The 20,045-nt window shown below is 66.3% G+C and carries 20 protein-coding genes; 11 read left to right on the top strand and 9 right to left on the bottom strand.

Annotated elements, in window-relative coordinates; genetic code table 11:
- Positions 1–133: 133 nt before the first annotated feature.
- The gene (locus tag L5G32_RS16830; RefSeq protein WP_237012230.1) at positions 134–1,003 is read right to left on the bottom strand and encodes an oxygenase MpaB family protein; all 870 of its coding nucleotides are present in this window, start codon (positions 1,001–1,003) and stop codon (positions 134–136) included.
- Between the two features lie 105 nt (positions 1,004–1,108).
- On the opposite strand from L5G32_RS16830, the gene L5G32_RS16825 reads away from it, so the two are divergent.
- The 5 genes from L5G32_RS16825 (at position 1,109) to L5G32_RS16805 (ending at position 5,483) form a co-directional block, all read left to right on the top strand.
- Positions 1,109–1,777 carry a TetR/AcrR family transcriptional regulator gene (locus L5G32_RS16825; RefSeq protein ID WP_237012229.1) on the top strand — a complete coding sequence of 223 codons (669 nt, stop codon included), beginning with the start codon at positions 1,109–1,111 and terminating at the stop codon, positions 1,775–1,777.
- Positions 1,774–2,394, top strand: coding sequence for a TetR/AcrR family transcriptional regulator (locus L5G32_RS16820; protein WP_237012228.1), 621 nt, complete (start codon positions 1,774–1,776; stop codon positions 2,392–2,394). Before L5G32_RS16825 ends, L5G32_RS16820 begins: the two co-directional genes overlap by 4 nt.
- A gap of 101 nt (positions 2,395–2,495) precedes the next feature.
- Positions 2,496–3,701 carry an acyl-CoA dehydrogenase family protein gene (locus L5G32_RS16815; RefSeq protein WP_237012227.1) on the top strand — a complete coding sequence of 402 codons (1,206 nt, stop codon included), beginning with the start codon at positions 2,496–2,498 and terminating at the stop codon, positions 3,699–3,701.
- A gap of 28 nt (positions 3,702–3,729) precedes the next feature.
- Positions 3,730–4,746 carry a phosphotransferase family protein gene (locus L5G32_RS16810; RefSeq protein ID WP_237012226.1) on the top strand — a complete coding sequence of 339 codons (1,017 nt, stop codon included), beginning with the start codon at positions 3,730–3,732 and terminating at the stop codon, positions 4,744–4,746.
- Positions 4,743–5,483, top strand: a complete 741-nt coding sequence (locus L5G32_RS16805; RefSeq protein WP_237012225.1) for an SDR family NAD(P)-dependent oxidoreductase — start codon at positions 4,743–4,745, stop codon at positions 5,481–5,483. The genes L5G32_RS16810 and L5G32_RS16805 overlap by 4 nt, the downstream gene beginning before the upstream one ends.
- Here the strand turns inward: L5G32_RS16805 and L5G32_RS16800 are convergent.
- Genes L5G32_RS16800 through L5G32_RS16785 form a run of 4 tightly spaced genes read right to left on the bottom strand, consistent with a single transcriptional unit; the run spans position 5,449 to position 9,647 of the window.
- Positions 5,449–6,825, bottom strand: coding sequence for an amidohydrolase family protein (locus L5G32_RS16800; RefSeq protein WP_237012224.1), 1,377 nt, complete (start codon positions 6,823–6,825; stop codon positions 5,449–5,451). The two genes, L5G32_RS16805 and L5G32_RS16800, sit on opposite strands and share 35 nt — an antisense overlap.
- Positions 6,819–8,003 (bottom strand): CoA transferase, encoded by a 1,185-nt coding sequence (locus tag L5G32_RS16795; RefSeq protein WP_237012223.1) that lies wholly within the window; start codon positions 8,001–8,003, stop codon positions 6,819–6,821. Before L5G32_RS16795 ends, L5G32_RS16800 begins: the two co-directional genes overlap by 7 nt.
- Positions 7,993–8,979, bottom strand: a complete 987-nt coding sequence (locus tag L5G32_RS16790; protein WP_237012222.1) for an enoyl-CoA hydratase/isomerase family protein — start codon at positions 8,977–8,979, stop codon at positions 7,993–7,995. Before L5G32_RS16790 ends, L5G32_RS16795 begins: the two co-directional genes overlap by 11 nt.
- Positions 8,976–9,647, bottom strand: coding sequence for a histidine phosphatase family protein (locus tag L5G32_RS16785; protein ID WP_237012221.1), 672 nt, complete (start codon positions 9,645–9,647; stop codon positions 8,976–8,978). The genes L5G32_RS16790 and L5G32_RS16785 overlap by 4 nt, the downstream gene beginning before the upstream one ends.
- Before the next feature lie 326 nt (positions 9,648–9,973).
- Between L5G32_RS16785 and L5G32_RS16780 the strand changes: the two genes are divergently transcribed.
- Positions 9,974–11,254 carry an ROK family transcriptional regulator gene (locus tag L5G32_RS16780; RefSeq protein WP_237012220.1) on the top strand — a complete coding sequence of 427 codons (1,281 nt, stop codon included), beginning with the start codon at positions 9,974–9,976 and terminating at the stop codon, positions 11,252–11,254.
- A 53-nt stretch (positions 11,255–11,307) separates the two neighbouring features.
- Here L5G32_RS16780 and L5G32_RS16775 read toward each other — a convergent pair whose 3' ends face one another.
- The 4 genes from L5G32_RS16775 to L5G32_RS16760 form a co-directional block, all read right to left on the bottom strand.
- On the bottom strand, positions 11,308–13,314 hold the full coding sequence (locus L5G32_RS16775) for a TerD family protein (RefSeq protein WP_237012219.1): 2,007 nt from the start codon (positions 13,312–13,314) through the stop codon (positions 11,308–11,310).
- A gap of 77 nt (positions 13,315–13,391) precedes the next feature.
- Complete coding sequence (locus L5G32_RS16770; RefSeq protein WP_237012218.1) at positions 13,392–14,294, bottom strand: adenylate/guanylate cyclase domain-containing protein; 903 nt, start codon at positions 14,292–14,294, stop codon at positions 13,392–13,394.
- Between the two features lie 349 nt (positions 14,295–14,643).
- A complete protein-coding gene (locus tag L5G32_RS16765; RefSeq protein ID WP_237012243.1) occupies positions 14,644–15,015 on the bottom strand; it encodes a hypothetical protein in 372 nt (123 codons plus the stop codon).
- Entirely contained in the window at positions 15,015–15,383 is a 369-nt protein-coding gene (locus L5G32_RS16760; protein ID WP_237012217.1) for a nuclear transport factor 2 family protein, read from the bottom strand. The genes L5G32_RS16765 and L5G32_RS16760 overlap by 1 nt, the downstream gene beginning before the upstream one ends.
- A 108-nt stretch (positions 15,384–15,491) precedes the next feature.
- Here L5G32_RS16760 and L5G32_RS16755 point away from each other — a divergent pair, with 108 nt between their 5' ends.
- Genes L5G32_RS16755 through L5G32_RS16735 form a run of 5 tightly spaced genes read left to right on the top strand, consistent with a single transcriptional unit; the run spans position 15,492 to position 20,022 of the window.
- Complete coding sequence (locus L5G32_RS16755) at positions 15,492–16,280, top strand: enoyl-CoA hydratase/isomerase family protein (protein ID WP_237012216.1); 789 nt, start codon at positions 15,492–15,494, stop codon at positions 16,278–16,280.
- Between the two features lie 42 nt (positions 16,281–16,322).
- Positions 16,323–16,688 (top strand): Zn-ribbon domain-containing OB-fold protein, encoded by a 366-nt coding sequence (locus tag L5G32_RS16750; RefSeq protein WP_237012215.1) that lies wholly within the window; start codon positions 16,323–16,325, stop codon positions 16,686–16,688.
- On the top strand, positions 16,688–17,839 hold the full coding sequence (locus tag L5G32_RS16745; RefSeq protein WP_237012214.1) for a thiolase family protein: 1,152 nt from the start codon (positions 16,688–16,690) through the stop codon (positions 17,837–17,839). The genes L5G32_RS16750 and L5G32_RS16745 overlap by 1 nt, the downstream gene beginning before the upstream one ends.
- A gap of 21 nt (positions 17,840–17,860) precedes the next feature.
- Positions 17,861–19,066, top strand: coding sequence for an acyl-CoA dehydrogenase family protein (locus L5G32_RS16740; RefSeq protein WP_237012213.1), 1,206 nt, complete (start codon positions 17,861–17,863; stop codon positions 19,064–19,066).
- A complete protein-coding gene (locus tag L5G32_RS16735) occupies positions 19,063–20,022 on the top strand; it encodes a phosphotransferase family protein (protein ID WP_237012212.1) in 960 nt (319 codons plus the stop codon). Before L5G32_RS16740 ends, L5G32_RS16735 begins: the two co-directional genes overlap by 4 nt.
- Positions 20,023–20,045 lie beyond the last annotated feature (23 nt).

Raw genomic sequence — 20,045 nt, 5'->3', positions numbered from 1 at the left:
CGGCGGAGGAACGTCGAGATCGTGTGCGCTGTTGTTGGTCTCGACTCCGCTCGACCGGCGGAGAGGGCTCAACCGACGGAGGGGGCTCGACCAGCGGAGGGCGTTCGACCGGCGGAGGGCGCTCGAGCAGAAGTCAGATCAGCGGACGGTTAGTGCGCATCCGCCATTTGAGGTCGGCGAGAAGGACGTTGAACGGGAACTGGCGCCACGATTGCGGAAGCGTCTGGACGACGGTGCGCAGGGCCCGGGTGTTGACGTCGAAGAGAAACTTCTCCCGTTTGGACTGCGTGAACCCGATCTTGTCGCGGAACTCCGGCGGCAGGAAGCCGATCGTCATGATCTCCGAGAACCGACCGGCGAGCACACGAAGAGGGCTGGGCGCGAACTCGAGGCGGACCAACGACTTCAGGTAGCTGCCGATCACGTCGTCGATGACCATGTCGTCGAGCACCGAGTTCCAGTAGTCCTCGAAGTCGGCGCGGGTCGCAGGCCACATCTCCGGGGGCATCTGCAACGTGGTGCCCATGACGGCGCCCTGACGGTAGGCCTCTTCGCTGAGGTCGGCTTCGTCGCCGAAGAGTCGGACGCAGTCCTCCCATCCGCGGTAGAGGCAGGCGGCGACCCACAACTGCAGGCTCGGGTCGAAGGCGTTGTACTTGACCGGGCTCGATTCGACGGACCGGACCTGCGCATGTGAACGATTGACGGCCTGCCGGTACTTGCGGCGGAGTTCGCCTCCGCCGGTCGCGGCGACCGCCAGGTACGTCAGAGTGGTCCGAGTGCGCTTGACCGGATGTTTGTACAGATTGCCCGAGTCGACCTTGCTCTCGTAGACGCCGTACCCGACTGCCGGGTGGCTCAACTGCATAATGACGTTGGCCGGGCCGGACAGGAGAGCGGGCCCGAGGAGGCCCATATCGCTGATCTGCTGTTCGTCGAGTTCTACGCGCGTGCGCGCCGGCACGGTCTCGGTCGCGAACTCCTCGATGGGTTCGGCGGTCATGTCGCTCCCTAAACTGATAACAAACGTTTTCAATTACTGATTGAACGCGTGCCGATGCCCGGTGTCAAGCCGGGGAATGCCTGTGTTGAGCAAGGGAGTGTCAGTATGGACATCGTGAGTGAGGCGAGTCAGGGCGCAGGAGAACTGCGGTCATACGGAGGGGAAGCCGGCGATGCGCGAGTCGCGCGGCGTCGCGCGGCGCTCTTGGACGCCACGCTCGATCTTCTCAGCGCGCCCGAAGCAGGGCAGGTGACCGTCCGCGGGATCTGTGCGCACGCCGGACTGACTCCTCGCTACTTCTATGAGAGTTTCGACAACGCCGATGCATTGGTCGCTGCCACCTACGATGGCGTGATCACCGAAATCGCGGAGAGTGCGCGACTCGCGTTCGAGGCGGGAACTGACCCGCGGAACAAAGTGACGGCTGCGGTGCGTGCGATAGTCGGTGTCATCGATGAAGATCGCCGCAAAGGTCGGCTGATCTTCTCTGACGCATTGGGGAGTCCGGTGCTGACGGAGCGGCGTGCCCAGTCTGTCGACCTGTTCGCGGAGCTCACCTCGCGATCGGTACAGCAGGTCTCGAAAGGGCAGGGCTCGAGAGTTCGGGATGAGGAGGAGTTGATGGCGGCGTCGCATTTTCAGGTCGGCGGATTCGGCCGGGTGCTCGCATCCTGGACCGAGGGTCGGTTCGCGATGGACAAGGAGCGGCTCGTCGATCTGTGTGCGCACATGCTGTGGCCGGAGCCTCGATCACATGCGGCGGGCGACCGGTGACCGGCGGCATCGAAGCGCCCGGATCGTGGCGCGACTACGGGGCTGTCGATCTGCCTGCGCCGTTGCGCGCGGCGCTCGAGGTGTTCGTCCAGCACGGTTACCACGGAACCTCGGTGCGTGAGATCGCTGCTCGCGCAGGGTTGTCCGTTCCCGGGCTGTACCACCACTATCCGTCCAAGCAGTCGTTGTTGCAGGGGCTGCTCGAGTTGACGATGGCCGACCTCCTTCGGCGTTCCGAGCAGGCGATCGCCGAAGCAGGTGACGATCCGCTCGCCCAGTTCGACGCGGTGGTCGAGTCGCTGCTCCGCTTCCACATGTACCGCCGCGAGCAGGCGTTCGTCGGATCCACCGAGATGCGCAGTCTGGACGACGATTATCGGCCCCGCTACATCGGCCACAGGGTGCGTCAGCAGCGGATGGTCGACGAGATCGTGGTGGCGGGCGTCGCGTCCGGTGTGTTTCGGACGGTCGACCCGAAGGGCGCGGCGCGAGCCGTCGCGACGATGTGCGTCGGGCTGTCGACCTGGTATCGGGCGGGCGGCGAACTCGGCCCGGACGAGCTCATCGATCGGAACCTCGAGTATGCACGGGCTATCGTCGGACACGTCTCGGATTGAGTCCACGCCGATGCGGCCGGTGTCTTGACGTGTCGCAAGGGGCGTGGGAGGCTCTACCGTGAACCGAGCGATCACTCGGTCGGGAGTTGGGAGAGCTGTAGATGTCGATCGACCTTGCGTATCGAGCCGAAGTCGTCGAGCTGGTCGCCAAGACCGAGGCGTTCATCGCCGAGCACGTGCTGCCCGTGGAGAACGAGTTCCGCGGTGACATCACGGCGGCGGGCGGCGACGACATGCGCCGAGAACTCAATGCCAAGGCCAAGGCCGCAGGCGTCTTCGCGCCGCACGCGCCCGTCGAGTTCGGCGGCCTCGGACTGAACATGTCCGAGCGTGCACCGGTGTTCGAAGCCGCAGGCGCGTCGACGTTCGGTCCCGTCGCCCTGCACATCGGAGCTCCGGACGAGGGCAACGTGCACATGCTCGCCCACATCGCCGACGATCGTCAGCGCCAGCTCTACCTCGAGCCGCTGGCGACCGGCGAGGTCCGCAGCGCGTTCGCGATGACCGAGCCCTCACCTGGCGCGGGCGCCGATCCGAATGCCCTCAACACGACGGCGGTCCGCGTCGACGGCGGCTGGAAGATCAACGGCCAGAAGCGATTCATCACAGGCGCCGACGGCGCGGGGTTCTACATCATCATGGCGCGCACCGCCGGTGAGGCGGGCGACCGCGGCGGAGCCACCATGTTCCTTGCACCCCAGGACCGGGACGGAATCAGCGTCGACCGGCACATCCACACCACCGACAAGTCGATGATCGGCGGCCACTGCGAGGTCACGTTCACCGACCTCTTCGTGCCGGAGGAGGACGTTCTCGGCGCCGTCGACGAGGGGTACCGCTACGCGCAGGTCCGACTCGGCCCGGCCCGCATGACGCACGTCATGCGCTGGATGGGATCCGCCGTCCGAGCCCACAAGGTCGCCCTCGACTACGTCGACCGGCGGCAGGGATTCGGCGGCCGTCTCGGCGACCTCGGCATGATCCAGCAGCAGGTCGCCGACAACGAGATCGACCTCGCCGCGGCCCGCGCACTCCTGGTCCGGGCGTGCTGGGAACTCGACGAAGGCGGACACGCGTCCGACGCGACGTCCATCGCCAAGACATTCGGCGCCGAAGCGTTCTCACGAGTCGTCGACCGCAGCATGCAGATGTGCGGCGGCCTCGGCGTCTCCGAAGACCTCCCGCTGTCCCGTCTGGCCAACGAACTGCGTCCGTTCCGGATCTACGACGGACCGTCCGAAGTCCACCGCTGGGCCATCGCGAAGCGTGCCGTCGGTCGCGCCCGCAAACTCCGTACCGCCGAGTGACCCGGTGAGCGAAGAAGGGAACCACCCCGTGACCGAGCATCCCGGCCTCACCGCCGACGCCCTGCGAGAACTCTTGTCCCAGAACGACGTCGACGTCGTCGGAGACTTGCGGATCGAACTGATCAGCGGCGGCCGATCCAACCTGACGTTCGACGTCCGCGACGACGCCCACCACTGGGTGGCGCGCCGTCCGCCGATGGGCGGACTCACGCCGTCGGCGCACGACATGGAGCGCGAATGGGCGGTCACATCCGCCCTCGCCGGCACGGCAGTACCGGTCGCGGGAACGGTCGCCATCGACCGGTCGGGCGACGTGATCGGCGCGCCGTGTACGGTCGTCGACTTCGTCGATGGCCCCGTCGTCCGGTCGGTCGACGATCTCGCGGCGCTCACCGACGAGCAGGTGACGTCCGGCGCGCATGCGCTGGTCCAGGCCCTCGCTGATCTGCACGCGGTCGACTATCGAGCAGTCGGCCTCGGCGACTTCGGTCGTCCGGACGGTTTCGCTGCTCGCCAAGTACGGCTGTGGGCACGGCAGTGGGGCATCGTGAAGGACCGCGAGCTGCCCGATCTCGACAAACTCGTCGGCATCCTGACCGACCGCGTGCCCGAGGCCGCGGGCGCCGCGATCGTGCACGGTGACCTTCGTATCGACAACGCGATCCTGAAACCCGATGACCCCGGCTCGGTGGCCGCTGTCGTCGACTGGGAACTGTCTGCACTCGGCGATCCGATCACCGACATCGCGCTCATGTGCGTGTACCGCGAACCGGTGTTCTCCACAGTCCTCGGCTTCGACGCCGCATGGACCAGCGACCGGTATCCCAGCGCTGACGAACTCGCACAGCGCTACGCCGAAGCGTCCGGGACAGACCTCGGCGACTGGGACTTCTACCTGGGCCTGGCCAACCTCAAACTCGGTGTCATCGCCGCAGGCATCAGCCACCGCGCGCGTGAAGGCGGCGAATCCGGTGGCAGCGGAGCCGAACTCGCGGGCGAGGCCACCGCAACATTCATCTCCCGAGGACTGGAGGCAGTATCGTGACCGAACGCAGAGTGGCCCTGGTGACCGGAGCGTCCCGTGGTATCGGCGCAGCGGTGGCCGCACGGTTCGCCAGCGAAGGCTGGGATCTGACGATCAGCGCCCGGGGCGTCGACGCCCTCGAAGAACGCGCGCAAGCACTTCGAGCACATGGTGGACGCGTCCTCGCAGTGCCTGCCGACATGTCCGACGAGGAGGCGGTCGCCGCGCTCGCCGTGCGTCACCTCGAGGAGTACGGCCGCACCGACGCCCTCATCCTCAACGCGGGCATGGGCAGTATGGGGGCCTTCGCCGACTTCCCCGCACGTCGACTCGACAAGCTCTACCAGGTCAACGTGCGGGCGCCGTTCCAGCTCACGCAAGCCCTGCTCGAGAGCATGAAGCTCACCGTGAGCAAGACCGTCGGCGCCAAGGTCCTGGCGATCTCGTCGATCACCGGCGTCTACCCGGAACCCGATCTGTTCGCGTACGGCTCGACGAAAGCCGCGCTCATCTCGATGTGCGAGACATTCAATCTCGAGCAGTCCGTGCACGGCGTGTCCGCGACGTCGATCTGCCCGGGCTACGTCGACACCGACATGTCCGAATGGACCAAGGGCGAGGACGCGATCCCGGCCGACGAGATGATCACCGGCGACGACATCGCGCACTTGGCGTACAGCGTGACCGGATTGTCACGGTGGGCCGTTCTCCCGCAGGCGATCGTCACCCGGCCGGGAACCAACATGCATCGCGCGTGAGGCAGGTCGGGGAAGGCTGCACGACGCCGCCGAAGATGGTGTAGCTGACGCGGTCGGCCGTCAGGTCGCGGTGGAGTTCCTCGGGCGTACCGGCTACCAGGCAGAGATCCGCGGGCGCCCCGACTGACACCGTGCGCGGTCGCGCCGGTGCGTCCGGTGCGCCGAGGAACATGGTCAGCGCGCTGGCGCCGTCGACGGCTTCGTCACGGTTCAGCACGCCGGACGACGGGGTCCGGCGGTCTCTTGCCGCTCGCATGCATGCCCACGGATCGAGTCCGCCGAACGGAGCGTCTGTGCTGCAGGCGACGTCGACGCCTGCGGTTTTGAAAGCTGCGAGACGCCACAGGTGTGGCTGCTCCCGGGCAGACACGTCGGCGAGATATTCGTCGCCCCGTTCGGCGATGAAGATCGGCTGCGTCACGACGACGACACCGAGATCGGCGAGCGAGGACATGAGTTCGTCGGGGACCACCGCAGCATGCTCGACGCGGTCGCCGGGCACAGTCCCGACCGTCTGAAGGACCGTGACCGTGACGATCAACTGGAATGCGGTCACGCAGTGAACGGCGACCGGCAGACCCTGCCGATGGGTCTGCGCGACCCACTCCTGAAACTCGACGAAGTCGACGTCGTCGTCGATGATCCGTTTGACCGGACCGAACGACAGGTTGCGGTAGCCCGTGCTCCCCGGATCGCCGAGTACATGGACGTGCTGACGGATGTCGCCGCGTCCGACGGCGTCGTCCAGAACTCGTAGACCCGAGTCGGTGAGATCCGGGGTGGCCTCGGTGACGCCCGTGACGCCGTAGCCGCACAGCCGGTCACTGACGTCGCGGAGCTCGTCGAATCCGGTGAGCCGAGACGAGACGGCGTGATCGGAGCGGAAGAGCCGACCCGACGGGTGCTCGGGCATGCCCACCTGCCGGAGGCCCGCCGAGTTCATGAACCACATCGCGCCGGTCCGATGTTGGACGCGAACCGGTCGGATCGGCTCGATCCGGTCGAGGATGTCGCGGTCCAGCGGTCCTGCGACGGATTCGTGATAGCCGACCGCACGGACCCAGCCGTCGTCGGACGTCCGCGCTGTCGACATCGTGTCCGCGAACTGGTCGGCACCGGTGACCTCGGCAGGTCCGACGCGCGTGGACCGCTCGGCGGCGGCCGACGCAGCAAGATGAATGTGGTGGTCGTGCAATCCGGGGATGACCGTATGCCCGCTTGCGTCGATGACGTCCTCGTCGACCTCGGCGCGAAGATCGGCGTGGATGCCCGCGACGAGACCACCCCGCACTCGGACGTCCACGCGCTCGCCGGAGCGGAGCCGCACCTGTCGGATCAGCATGTGGGTTCCGACCTTGCCGCGACCAGACGATCCACCCACTCGGCGTCCCGCAGCGGTTGCGGCGCATCGAGATCCGGTGGGCACGGCTCGCCGAGTTCGACGGGCCGCGGCGGGGCGGTGACTGCCGGCAGCGCCGCGAACGTGGCTGCCACGTCGGCCATGGCGACGTCGATGGTTTCGCCGCCGCCTCGGTTCAACGATTCGACGACCTGATGGGCGGCGGTGATGCCGGTCAGCGGGTCGGCGATCGCGTCGCCGCAGAAGATCGGCCCGTCCGGCGACTGTCCGACGAGCGCACCTGCCACGGCGGCGTCGTCGCCGAACGCGACGCGCATCGGATGGCTCGGTCCGTACCCGGTGATCCGAACCCACACGCGTCCCGGTCGGTCGGTGCGCGAGTGTGCGTCCAGGCCGGCCTGCACCAGAGCCCGCGGTCGGGAGGCCTCGATGACGACATCTGCCACGTCCAGGAGACGTCCGAGCCGTGCGCCGTCGGCGTACAGATCGGCAGAGTAGGGAAGTTTGAGTCCGTTCATCCAGCGGAAGAAGTCCGGGTCGCCTGCTCGAGTGCCGTCTGGCCGCAACGGGCTCTCCACTTTGACGACGGTCGCCCCGAGTCCGGCGAGGATCTGGCCGCACAGCGGACCTGCCCACATCGAGGACAGGTCGACGACGAGGAGGTTCGAATCTATCGGCTGCTGCCTACGCGGCCACCGTCGTGCAGACCTCGGCGGAGCTGCCGCCACGGCTCCGAGTTCGGCGGCGGGGATGCCCAGAAGCTGTGCGCGCTCGACGATCTCGCTCGCGGTGCGCAGGCGTACGGCGTCAGCGAGTGTGCGCCACGGTTCGGTGATCGACTCAGACGTCTCCAGAAGCGCGGGCAGTGAATCGAGGTCGGTGGAACGGGACAACGTCACGCCGATCCAGCCGTCGGACGCTTGCAGCAGGCGAGTGGATCCGCCGACCGATACGCGACCGTGCCCGCGACGACCGGTCATGCCGGACCGTCCCGTCAGCAATGTGTTCGCGTCCTGGCCGAGAGGCCGGGCGAGCCGGTCGGCCTCGGTGAGGACGGCCGCCCGGGAGAAGTCTGGTGTGCCGCCGGCCGTGCAAGTCAGTCGCGCCATTCCGCCGGCGGCCCACCGCTCGCGCATCGTCGTGGTCTCGTCAGTCGGCACGCGACTCGATTCCGTCGATTAGCTCCCAGTCGGCAGCGGTGTGGACGTCGATCTGTGCACCGGAAAGGACGAGGTACGCGGTCCGCCACCGGCCGATGCGCCGCGGGACGCTGACGGTTCCACCAGCACCCGGGAGCAAACCGAGTCGGAGCTCGGGGAGGCCGAAGACCGCTCCTGGTTCGGCCGTCACGGTTCCGCAGAACGAGGCCATCTCGAGACCGCTGCCGAGGACCGCGCCGTGGACGCGGGCGTGCAGCGCCGGTCCGAGGCGGTCAGCGAGTGCGGCGAGGAGGATCGCCGGGCTGTACCGAGTCCTGGCCAGGTGAGCGTCGGCGGGGTCGGTCAGCAGACCGAATTCGCGGAGGTCACCGCCGCTGCAGAACGACGGGCCGTTGCCGGTGAACGTGACCGCGCCGACCGTGTCGTCGGCGAGTGCCACCCGCAGTCCGTCGATCAACCCGGCGCGCAGCGCGTTGCTGAACGCGTTGTGGCGGTCGGGTCGATTGAATCGGATCTCCAGTTCGGGACCGTCCCGGTGCAAAACGACGGGATCGTCCTGCTCGTGGCGTACGCGTGGCCCCTGATCGTGCAGCCATCCGGCGAACTCACGACCACCCTGCAATGTGGAGTACGCGAGGGACTCGATGGTCAGTCCCCGCCGGGTATCGCTGGCAGTGGGTACGCGGGCGGGCTGTGCGCGTAGGACGTCGTCGCACACGGTCGCGGCGACCGGATACTGCGAGTGTCGGTCGTCGAGTGTGGCGATCGTGTCGTCGATCGATTCGACGTGGACGATCCGTCGATCGGTCGCCTGCCCCGACGTGATGGTGAAGGACGCATGATCGAGCCAGGCCTGCGCCACCGAACCGGCAGACGCCGCACCGGAATCGGTCACTCCGACGACGACGCCTCCGAACTCTCCGACGGTGTCCGGAGGCGCGTTCACGGTGTCGATGTCGACGACGGTCAGCGTCATCGGTACGTCATCAATCCGGAGTCCCGCCCCGCGAGGTGTGCGTGCTCGTTGAACGACACGACTTGCAGACCTCGGCGGCCGACGATGAGTTTGGTGATCGACGCGTTCACGAATGTGCGGTGCAGGGTGGGCCACTGCGCACCCGGCACACCCCACAGCTGGGCGAGGAGTTGTGTGATCGTGCCCGCCGACGAGACGGCGACGACGTTCTTCCCGCTGCCCGCGAGCGATGCCGCACGGTCCGTGGCTTCCCTTGTGCGCGTGGCGAACTCGGTGTAACTCTCACTCTCGTCGGCGGTGTCGCCGTCGATCCACCCGGTCAGAGCGACGTCGAGGGCCTGCTGGTAGCGGGCTCGGTCGTCGTAGAGGGAAGAGTCGACAGAGGTCACCGACGGGGGAAGGGAGTACTCGTTCCACGCCGGATCGACGGTCGTCTCCGGCGGAGAGTCGAATGCTTCGAGCACGCTCTGAAGAGTCGCAGCCTGGCGCGGAAGGTCGCCGGAGATCGCTGCGTCGAATCCGGGTACCAGTCCGGCGAGTACGTCACCGGTGAGGCGAGCCTGCACGAATCCGAGGTCAGTGAGCCCGGGTGCATCCGCGGCGGCCGTGCCGACTCCGTACGCATGGGCGGGGGCCTGGCCATGCCTCACCAGATAGAGGGCACCCATCTCACGACCTCTGTGCGGGGCCGGACGGGCGGGGGATTGTGGTGTCGGTGGTCACTTCTTCAGGCTAGTCGTCGCACGTCATTTGCCATTCGGTGCGGGTCCTTGCTAGCTTCGGCGTTATGACTCGCCAGCCGTACGCCATCCCGGAGGTCACCTACATGACCACCGCTCTGGGATGCCGTCTGCCGCTGGCTCGGGTCCTGTGTTGCCGTCGAATGCGCTGATTCAGCCCAATCTTCCCGCCCGCCGTCTGCGCGGGCATTCCGCACGCTACGAACGGGATTTTCGCCCCCGCCGAGCGTCCAGCACAAGGACCCGCACGAAAAATGACTTCCACACTGTCTCGCCCGATCCCCGCGTCTACCGTCGAGGTTCCGGTTCCAGTTCGCCAAGCACCTCGCTCCCGCCATGCGGCGCGCACCGTGCCCGCGACGCCCGCACCGCACATCGCGACCGCCGGACTCCAACTCTCCACGAAGGCCGCAGCTCTTGTCCTGCGCACCGCTCGCGTCTCTGGACCGGTGTTTCGTGACGATGCCGCAGCAGCCACCGGTCTCTCGATTTCGACTGTCAACCGCCAGGTCAGCGCGCTGCTCAAGGTCGGCGTGATCCGTGAGCGCGCCGATCTGACACCTCCGGGCGCGGTCGGTCGACCGCGCGTCCCGTTCGAGATCAACAGCACCGGATTCCTGACCGTCGGCATCCACATCGGCTTCCGGTCGACGTCGATCACCACCCACGACCTCATGCACCGTGTCGTCGGAGCCATCGCGATCCCGACTCCGCAGGAGGGAACGCCCGACGAGGTCGTCGCCTCCATCGGTGCGAGTGCACGTCGGTTCGCCGACCGCTGGGTCGGCAAGCGTCTGCTGTGGGCGGGCGTCGCGATCGGCGGCCGCGTCGTCGACGGCGGGGAGGTCGATCATCCGCGACTCGGCTGGCGCGGCGTTCCGGTTGGTCGGATCATCGCCGAGACCGTCGGGCTGCCGGTGTCGGTCGCATCGCACGTCGAAGCGATGGCTGCCGCGGAGCTCGTCGTCAACAGCCCGGCCGATCAGAGCCAGAACTTCCTGTACTTCTATGCGCGTGAGACGGCAGGCATAGCCTTCAGTGTGGACGGCACGGTGCACACGCCCGCCGCGGGTCCGCCGACGATCGGCCACTTCCCGACCGGCGCAACCCGACTCCTCGACCCAGAGGGCACCGGCCGACTCGAAGAGACCGTCAGCGACTCAGGCGTCCTCGAAGCCGCTGCCGCCGCAGGTCTGGACGTCTCGTCGATCGACGAACTGAGAGCCGCTGCCCGCACCGGAGACACTGTCGCGCACGACATCTTGGTCGAGCGCGCTGAAGTCCTCGGACGCACCGTCGCACTGATCTCGGACATCTTCAATCCGGACCACGTGATCCTCGGTGGGCAGGCTTTCACCGACTACCCCGAGGCGCTCCCGTCGGTGAGCAAGGCGTTGCGCGCGACGTCCGTCGCCACCCAGCGCGATGTGCGGGTGGCGCGGTCGGCGATCACCGTCCAGCAGAAGGCCGCGGGGGCCGTCGCACTCGACGCCATCTACGCGGACCCGCTCGAGGCGCTCTCGCACACTGCGTGACGCCGCCGATCGGTTCGTTTACGTGCGTCGCCGCCTTCAGTGCGTGTGAGCGGCTACGGCCGAGGCGGCGCCTTCAGTTCGCTAGCAATGGTGTCGTAGAACTCGGTGACGAGATGAGTGATCGTCGCAGCGAAACCGCCCGACGACCCGGCGCGTTTGGTCCCGGTCGAGCGGTCGACGGAGACCGTGAATTCACGAATCCCTCGACCGTCGCCGGGTACGAGCAGTGACGGATCGTCCTGCGCGTCGCCGAGGAGGACCGCGGTCACTTCACGGCATCCCGCATGGTGTGACACCACGCGAGTCTTGGGTCCGGCAGCGGCGACCTGACGGAGTATCCAGTTCACATGAGTCTGCGGTCGCCCAGCTTTGGGCACGGTGACGGTGATCGAGCAGATCACCCGGTCCCGTGTGAGGTCGGCCTCGACGACCAGGGGACCAACGAGTCCCGTAGTGCGCAGCGTTCCGAACAGTCGTCCTGAATCAGCGAGCTGACGAGCGCGGCTGACAGCGTCGCGGTGCTCAGTCGGTGGAACAGCTTGGACACGCTGTCCGAGGAGCGCTGACAGTTGGAGAGCGATGTGGCGGACGAGGCGGTCGAAATTCCGGCACACCTCAGCGGGTGCCGAGTCGTGAGTACTGACGGTGCGCGTCTTCACCGAGTCGCGGACTCGGGCCCAATGCGGACCCATGTCGTCGAATACGTGCATCCCGCTCGACGGATGCACGGCGTACGTCAGAAACTCGTGCAGGAGGCGAGCGCGCTCGCCGTTGTCGATCCCGGTGTGCTCGAGGGTGATCGCGGCCGCGGCGATGATCTCCTCCCACGCAAGATGATGCAACGAGACGGACTTCAGAAGTTTCGGGTCGGGGACGACAGCCCAGTCTCCGGCGATGGGGAGAAGGTCAGGGCTGATGGTGATAACTGCGTCGAACCCTTTCGCCTTAGCGACGGTCATGTACGAGTTGATCTGCTCGGTCTCGAGCCGTCGAGTGCCGATCTTCACTTCCACGAGTGCGGTCCATATTGTCGATCCTCGTGTCACGCGGATCAGACCGTCTGGCCGGACCTCCGCTCCGTTGCTGGTGAACGCAGTTTCGACGAACGACTCGATCCTTCCGGCCGGGGCGCCGATAGAACTCAAGACGGCACGCCCGAACTCCCTCACGATCTCCATTGTCGCCAGCATGACCGACGTCGCCCGCTGCTCGTGATTGATCGACGCCTTGGAAGCGATCACCGGGAACAAGGTGGCTCGGTGGAACGGAGGGCGGTTCGTCGCAGTACGCAGGTAAGGGCTCGTGCGAACGTCCCAGTCTGCGGGTAGGCGAGGGGCTCGCCGCTGACGGCGGATCTGGACATTGGTCGGCGCTGCTGAGGAATCGGCCGTCGGCGAGTCGACCGCGGGAAAGTCGGCGGTGCTGGTCGCATCCAGGGGCTGATCGGTTCGCGCAGTCGTCTCGGCCCCAGATGCGTACGGCTCTGTGTCGACGTCACCGTCCGGATCCGACCCGGAGGGTGGGTCGACTTCGATGCCGAACTCTGTGACGAGTGCACCGAGACCGTCCGCGTATCCCTGCCCTACTGCCCGGAGCTTCCACTCGTCATTTCGGCGATAGACCTCGCCGAAGACGAGCGCACGTTCAGTCGTCAGTCCATCGATCGGAAACTGAGCGACTGTCGTGGCACCGTCGGTAACGATCATCGTCGCGCTTGCGGCTTCGCCGAGAACTCGACTGGGGTGGTCGACGCTCGCGCCGACGATGATTCGATCGACGTCTCCCGCCAGACGAGTGAGTTCGATGTGGATCGCGTCGCGGCTGACACCCGGCGTCTCGTCCGCGCGGGTGAGCAGTTGGACACTGCCGTCCGCACTGGTCGCCTGGTTGTAGAAGATCAGATCATCGTTCGACCGGACTCGGCCGTCGGATCCGAGCAACAAGACGCTGGCGTCGGTGGTGAGGTCGCCATCTGCGATCACCTCGATCGTCACCGTGATCGCTCCGCCGTCGGACGAGAGCGAGAGGTTAGCGCCTTTAGACAGTAATGCGGTTGTCACGAGGAGAACGTACCGCCGCCCGAGCTTCGGACGGGCCGGTTACAGGTTATTCGTCGCGGTGCTGCAAGACTTGCCAGTTACTTCTTTGGCCAGGACAGAGCGCTCGCGCGCAGACGTCGGTAGCCGCGCACGCTCAAGGTAGGGATGGGCCGAACGCGGAATCTCTCGTCGCCGTCGAGAGCGGCGGAGAGGTTGTCGTCGACGAGGATCCGTCCAGGCCGTGCCGAACCACAGAGTCGCGCCGCGATGTTGACCGGCTCGCCGAACACGTCACCGAGACGGGCGAGGACCTCGCCGTGCGCGAGGCCGGTCCGCAGACGCGGAATGGGCGGCTGCTCACTGAGGTCCGCGATGTCGAGCGCAGTCAGAGCCGACTGGATCGGATCGGGGTTGGCGAACAGGATTCCGTCGCCGAGTGTTTTGATCACGTGGCCGTCGTACTTGGTCACTATCGCGGAGACCTGGTCCTCGAAGGCGGTGATCAGATCGTTCAGTTCGTGGTGGTCGATTCGGCGCGACAGATTCGTGTAGCCGACGATGTCGACGAATCCGATCGTGGTGTCCCAGCCGGTGTTGTCGGAGTCCTGTACTCGGCTGCCCTCCAGCGCGATGCCCAAGTGGAGCCGCCACACCAGCCGTTGAATCCGACTGAGCGCCTTCGCCATATCGTCGATCGACCAGGTGACGTCCGGATCCTCGTCGAACTCGATGAGTTGGTCGGCCTGCCAGTCGGCGAGCCGGGCCAGCGACTGCCCGATGGTGCGGGCCGTCGCTACCTGCGCCCCTTCGTCGACTCCGGACGCGCCACGCGCAAACAGCCGGAAGGCTTCGACATCCGCCTCGGAGAACATCTTCGCGTCCGACTGCTGGCGGCCGAAACCGAATGCCGTCCAGATCTTCTCGCCGTACTCCGGAGAGATGCCAAGGGCTGCGACGAGTTCGTCGCGTGAATAGCGGGCGTCTGAGCTCGGCGCGGTCATGGCTCCACGCTAGCGAGTCGATCCGATGATCCGCGGAGTAACGGCGTCGCGCAGCGCATAACGCCCTTCTGTGTCGCTGAAATCAGTACGTTCATCGACCTTCGGGGACTATTAGTCCAAACGGAGCCGTGAGCGTACTGATTTCAGGGGCGTACGGCTCCATGTCTCCACGCACGGGGAATGCCATCGGTGAATGACCGAAATTGGAAACTGCTGCACCGCAGACGATTGCCGCTAAGCCTGTGACGAGACCTGACTCGTGGAACGCGTCATCGGTCAGCATGGTCTATGGGGAGGCGAGGTGTCCGATCGGCCCGTTGGAATTGCCAGGTCGGGGCCGGGGGACGTGCTAGGCGAAAGAGACTTGCGGCGTGCGGCAAATGAGCAGCCGTCGAACCCTTCCGTCGCCACTGATCTGCGCGGTGGCGTTGAAGGATGCCTCGAATTCGCTATCGCGGGTAGTCCGTCCGAGAACCAACTCGTGGCTGTCGTTGCTTGAGCCTACGTCGATGTGATGGATGAGAGTGCTCTTCTCACGTTGCTTGAGGTACGCGACGAGTCCGTCCCGGTCACCAACGAACTCGGCTGACTGGCCGCTGCCCTTCGAAAACTGGACAGACATGACGAAGTCGTCAGTGATCATGCCTAGCACCCGGTCGGGGTCGTCGGAGTCCATGATCCCGAACCAGGCGAGCAGGGTGGGGGTGGGGTGGTCGGTCATCATGAGTCCTCTCGGTCGGGGTGAACGGCGAAGTCGGGACTGAACGTCACCTGGTATCGGTCGATGAGTCCATCGTCGGCGATGTGCATGACGCCGACGAAGTATCCAGTGGTGACGTCATCGTCGCCTTCGGTCACGCGGCCTTGTGTGAACTCGATGTCGCGATCGACCGCGCAGCGTTCCGGGACGTGGCGACGGTCCACGGGAGGTCGACCGCTGAGGTACGCGTGCATATTCGCTCGACCGCTGTTGCGGTTCTCCCCCGTCGGCAGGATCATCGCGAACTCGACGTCTTCGGCGAGCATGCCGACCGCTTCGTCGAGTCGCCCGTCGTCGACCGCTGAGTAGTATCTCTGCATTACGCTCATGAATTGAACTTAGTTCTGTGGCTTGCATTATGTCCAGTGGTTGACATCGGTTCAATTCACGGCTAAAACTGAAGTGAATCCAGTTCAATAACCGAAAGAGGTAACCCCATGGTTGACACCGACCACATCATCCTGGAGAAAGACGGCCCGATCGCTCGCGTGTGGCTCAACCGCCCGCACAAGAAGAACGCGGTGACCATCGAGCTTCTGGAGCGTCTCGACGAGATCATCGTCGAGGTCGACAACGACCCAGAGCTTCGCGTGCTCGTTCTGCGCGGCAGCGGCAACCAGTTCTGCTCGGGCTTCGACCTCGACCTGTTGATGAGCGACTATGTCGGCAGCACCGCAGCGATGGACGTCGCCGTCATCTCGGCGAAGGTCTGTGACCGCCTGTACTCGATGAACACTCCGTCCGTCGCGGTCCTCGAGGACTATGTCACTGCGGGCGGCTTCGAGCTCATGATCTCCTGTGACTTCGCGGTGGCGGCAGACGATGCGAAGATCGGCGACTTCCACATCCGTCGCGCACTGTTCGGCGGCGCTGGCCCGATCTACCGCCTGCCGCGCATGATCGGCATCCGTAAGACCAAGGAGCTCATGCTCAGCGGCAAGCTGCTGTCCGGCAAGGAAGCCACGCAGTGGGATCTGATCAATGCGTCGGCACCCGCCGAGCAGCTCGACCAGCTCGTCACTGACTTCATCGCCCCGATCATCGACAAGAGCCCGTTCGCGATGAAGCTGACCAAGATGACCATCGACCGCGGTTTGGACGCCGACATCCAGTCGCTGATGGTCATGGAGCACCTCGCAGTGGGCAACGCTCTGCAGTCGGAGGACGCCAAGGAAGGCGTCGATGCGTTCCTCAACAAGCGTGAACCCAAGTGGGTCGGTCGCTGATCAGCACGATTGCAGCCTGATCCGAATGCGATACGGAGGAACATGAGCGAGAAGATCGTGCTGACCGGTTCGCGGTGTCGAGAATGCGACACCGTCGGTTACCCGGCCGGCAGCAGATGTGGCAGGTGCGGATCCGAGACCGACCCGACCGAGCTGAGCCGGCAAGGCACCGTGTGGGCGTACACGGTGCAGAGGTTCGCACCGAAGTCCCCTCCTTATGTTCCTCCGTCATCCGGCTTCCAGCCCTATGCGATGGGCTACGTCGAACTGCCCGAGGGCGTCAAAGTGACCGCGGTCCTCGACAGTGGCGCACTGGACGGACTCGCAGGCGCTCGCGCGGTGCTCGTCGCCGCGGAGCCGGTCCCGCGGTTCGCAATCACCACCACGCCTGAGACGGGAGTTCAGTGATGTCCGACGATGTGTTCATCATCGGTGCCGGTCTGTCGAAGTTCGGCAGGCAGCCTGGCATCAGTGGTCGGCAGATGGCGGTCTTCGCGATCTCCTCGGCACTGGCCGATGCCGGCGTCACGTGGCCGGATGTGCAGGTTGCGTTCGGCGGCAGTGACGCCTCCGGTCTTGCTGACACCCTGGTCGCCGAACTGGGATTCACCGGAATCCCGTTCACGAATGTGAAGAACGGCTGCGCCACCGGCGGAAGCGCGCTGGTCTCCGCGGTCAACGCGGTGCGTGCCGGCGCCGCCGACATCGCTCTCGCGGTCGGATTCGACAAGCACCCCCGCGGTGCGTTCGACCCGATGCCGGAGGACTGGGGCCTTCCCGAGGGATTCGGGTCCGAGGGCCTCATGGTCACCACCCAATTCTTCGGCGCCAAGATCAACCGGTACATGCACAAGTACGGCATCAGCACCGACACACTCGCGGGAGTCGCGGCGAAGGCCTACCGGAACGGAGGCCTCAACCCAAACGCCTGGCGGCGGGATCCGATGCCGATGGAGACCATCCGGGACGCGGACATGGTCAACGATCCGCTGACCCGCTACATGTTCTGCTCGCCCGGTGAAGGCGGAGCCGCGATCGTCGTCGCGAGCGAGTCCGCTGCCCGACGGCTGAGCGGCAAGCACGTCACCATCCGTGCGATCAGCCATCGCACGCGGCGGTTCGGATCGTTCGAGGTCTTCGCGCCCTCGATCCAGGGGTCGGGTGAGCCCACCAGCGTGTCGAGCGATGCGGCGACCGCGGCGTTCCAGCAGGCGGGCATCACCCCGGCGGACGTCGATGTCACGCAACTCCAGGATACCGAGAGCGGCGCCGAGATCATGCACATGGCCGAATGCGGTTTCTGTGAGCACGGCGAGCAGGAGGAGATGATCGCCTCAGGCGCCACCGAGATCACCGGTTTATTGCCGGTGAACACCGACGGCGGCTGCATCGCCAACGGTGAACCGATCGGAGCCTCCGGTCTGCGCCAGGTCCACGAGATCGTCACTCAGTTGCGCGGCGAGGCCGGTGACCGGCAGGTCGCCGGGAATCCCTCGATCGGCTTCACACACGTGTACGGAGCCCCGGGGATCAGCGCATGCACCGTCCTTTCCGTCTGAACCAGCGAATCGAGCATTGAAGTGACGACACACGACAACTCCGACATCGCAGCCTTCACCGAGAACGCCCGCGCATGGTTGGCCGAGCAGGCTCCGCTCCGGAGCGTCGAGGCGTGGGGCACCGGTGACGACTCCGTCGCCGTGTTCGAGAACTGGACTCCGGCCGAGGAGAAGGCGCACACCGACGAGATCGCGGCTTACGAGCGCGCGAAGTTCGATGCGGGCTGGGGGGCTCTGACCTGGTCGAAAGAATACGGCGGACAAGATCTGCCGATGGCATACGAGGTGGCGTTCCGTCGGCTCGAAGAGGAGTTCGACGTCCCCAAGCGGACCGAGATGTTCTCGGTGACCCAGCAGTTGGTGGCGCCGACCATCGCCCAGTGGGGTAATGACGAGCAGAAGGCGAAGTACGTCCGGGCGATGCTGCGCGCCGACACCATCGCCTGCCAGCTCTTCTCCGAGACGGAGGCCGGGAGCGACCTGGCCGCGGTTCGGACCAAGGCCGTGCGCACCGGGGACACCTGGGTGATCAACGGGCACAAGGTGTGGACCTCGGGTGCACTCGTTGCCGACTACGGCGTTGCGGTGTGCCGCACAGATCCGGACGTGCCCAAGCACAAGGGACTCACTGTGTTCCTCGTGCCGATGGACGCCGCCGGAGTCACCGTGCGCCCGATCCGACAGATGACCGGTGGCTCGTCCTTCAACGAGGTCTACCTCGAGGACGTGGAGCTCGACGACGTGTACCGACTGGGGCCGGTCGGACAGGGGTGGCCGGTGGCGCTCACCGTCCTCGCGGCCGAACGCCTGGACGGGGCGAACCTCGGGCTCGCGAACGCCGACCGCGCGGTGGAGCTCGCCCGCAATATCGGTCGACCGTTGTCTGAAGTCGAACGGGACCGGGTCGGCGACCTCGTGTCGCGAACCTTCGTGCAGCGGATCGCGGGCATGCGCGTCGCGCAGGCCATGATGGGCGGCGTGGAGCCGGGCCCGGAGGCGTCGCTCGGCAAGCTCCTCGCGACGGACACGATGGCACGGACCAGCGAAGTCGTCCGCAGCCTCCTCGGCCGCGAGGTCGTCGCCGACGGCGGCGCATGGGGGCGCTACGCATGGAGCGAGCACCTCCTCGGCGCCCCCGGTTACCGCATCGCCGGCGGCACGGACGAAATCCAGCACAACATCATCGCCGAGCGAGTTCTCGGTCTTCCCAAGGAGCCGCGGCCATGAGCGAGGCATTGCGTGGGCGGGTCACCGCCCGACTGAAAGAGCGCCACGGATTGACCGTGAACGCCTTCGAGACGCTTCCCGGCGGTCACTCGGGTCTCACCTTCCGGGTCGTCACCGATGGTGGGGACTTCGTCGTCAAGGCCGTACCCGAGGGACAGAAGTCCATCGGTCGGCACGACATGCTCCGGCAGGCGTCGATCCTGACCGCGTTGGCCGACACCGACGTCCCCGTTCCCGCAGTCCTCGAAATCGACCGCACCGAACCCGCGTGGTTCGCGATGGCGCTGGTCGCGGGCGAGTCGCTCGAACCGGTGCTCGACGACCCGGCGGTCGAGCCAGTCCTGGCGGCCGCGCGGATGCGGCGCGCCGCAGAGATCCTTCCGCGTCTGCACGCGGTCGACCATTCCGGCATCGCCGACGCAGGCCCCGTGCTGACGCCCGCCGACGAACTGCAGCGGTGGGCGCGAACGCTGCACGCGGTGCCGCCTGAGCTCGTCGAGGGCGGCGAGGAACTACTCACCGCGCTCGCGGCGGACATCCCCGAGCAGTCGTCCCCGGTCCTCGTCCACGGCGACTACCGGCTGGGCAACATCCTTAGTGCCGGCACCGAACCCGCTGCACTCATCGACTGGGAGATCTGGAGCGTCGGTGATCCGCGCGTCGAGCTCGGCTGGTTCGGCGTATTCGCCGACGGCACCAACTTCCCCGGCGTCGGGCGAGTCGTCGACGGACTGCCGTCGGCGGACGAGCTGGTGGCGCTGTACCAGGAGAGCGGCCCGACTCTCGGCGACATGACCTGGTTCGACGCTCTCGGCCGGTTGAAGATGGCGGCGATCATGGGCCACAACCTCCGCAGGCACCGCGAGGGTCGCCATCACGACCCCGCGCAAGAAGAGCTTCCTGCGACGATCACCACGCTGATCGAGCGCGGTCGAGCGCTCCTGCGCACCCACTGACCTCATTCACTCATTCCACAAGG

The sequence above is a fragment of the Gordonia zhenghanii genome, assembly GCF_021738965.1.
Classification (GTDB): Bacteria; Actinomycetota; Actinomycetes; order Mycobacteriales; family Mycobacteriaceae; genus Gordonia; species Gordonia zhenghanii.
The sequence above is the reverse complement of the archived record's forward strand: the minus strand, read 5'-3'. Positions and strand labels throughout refer to the sequence as shown.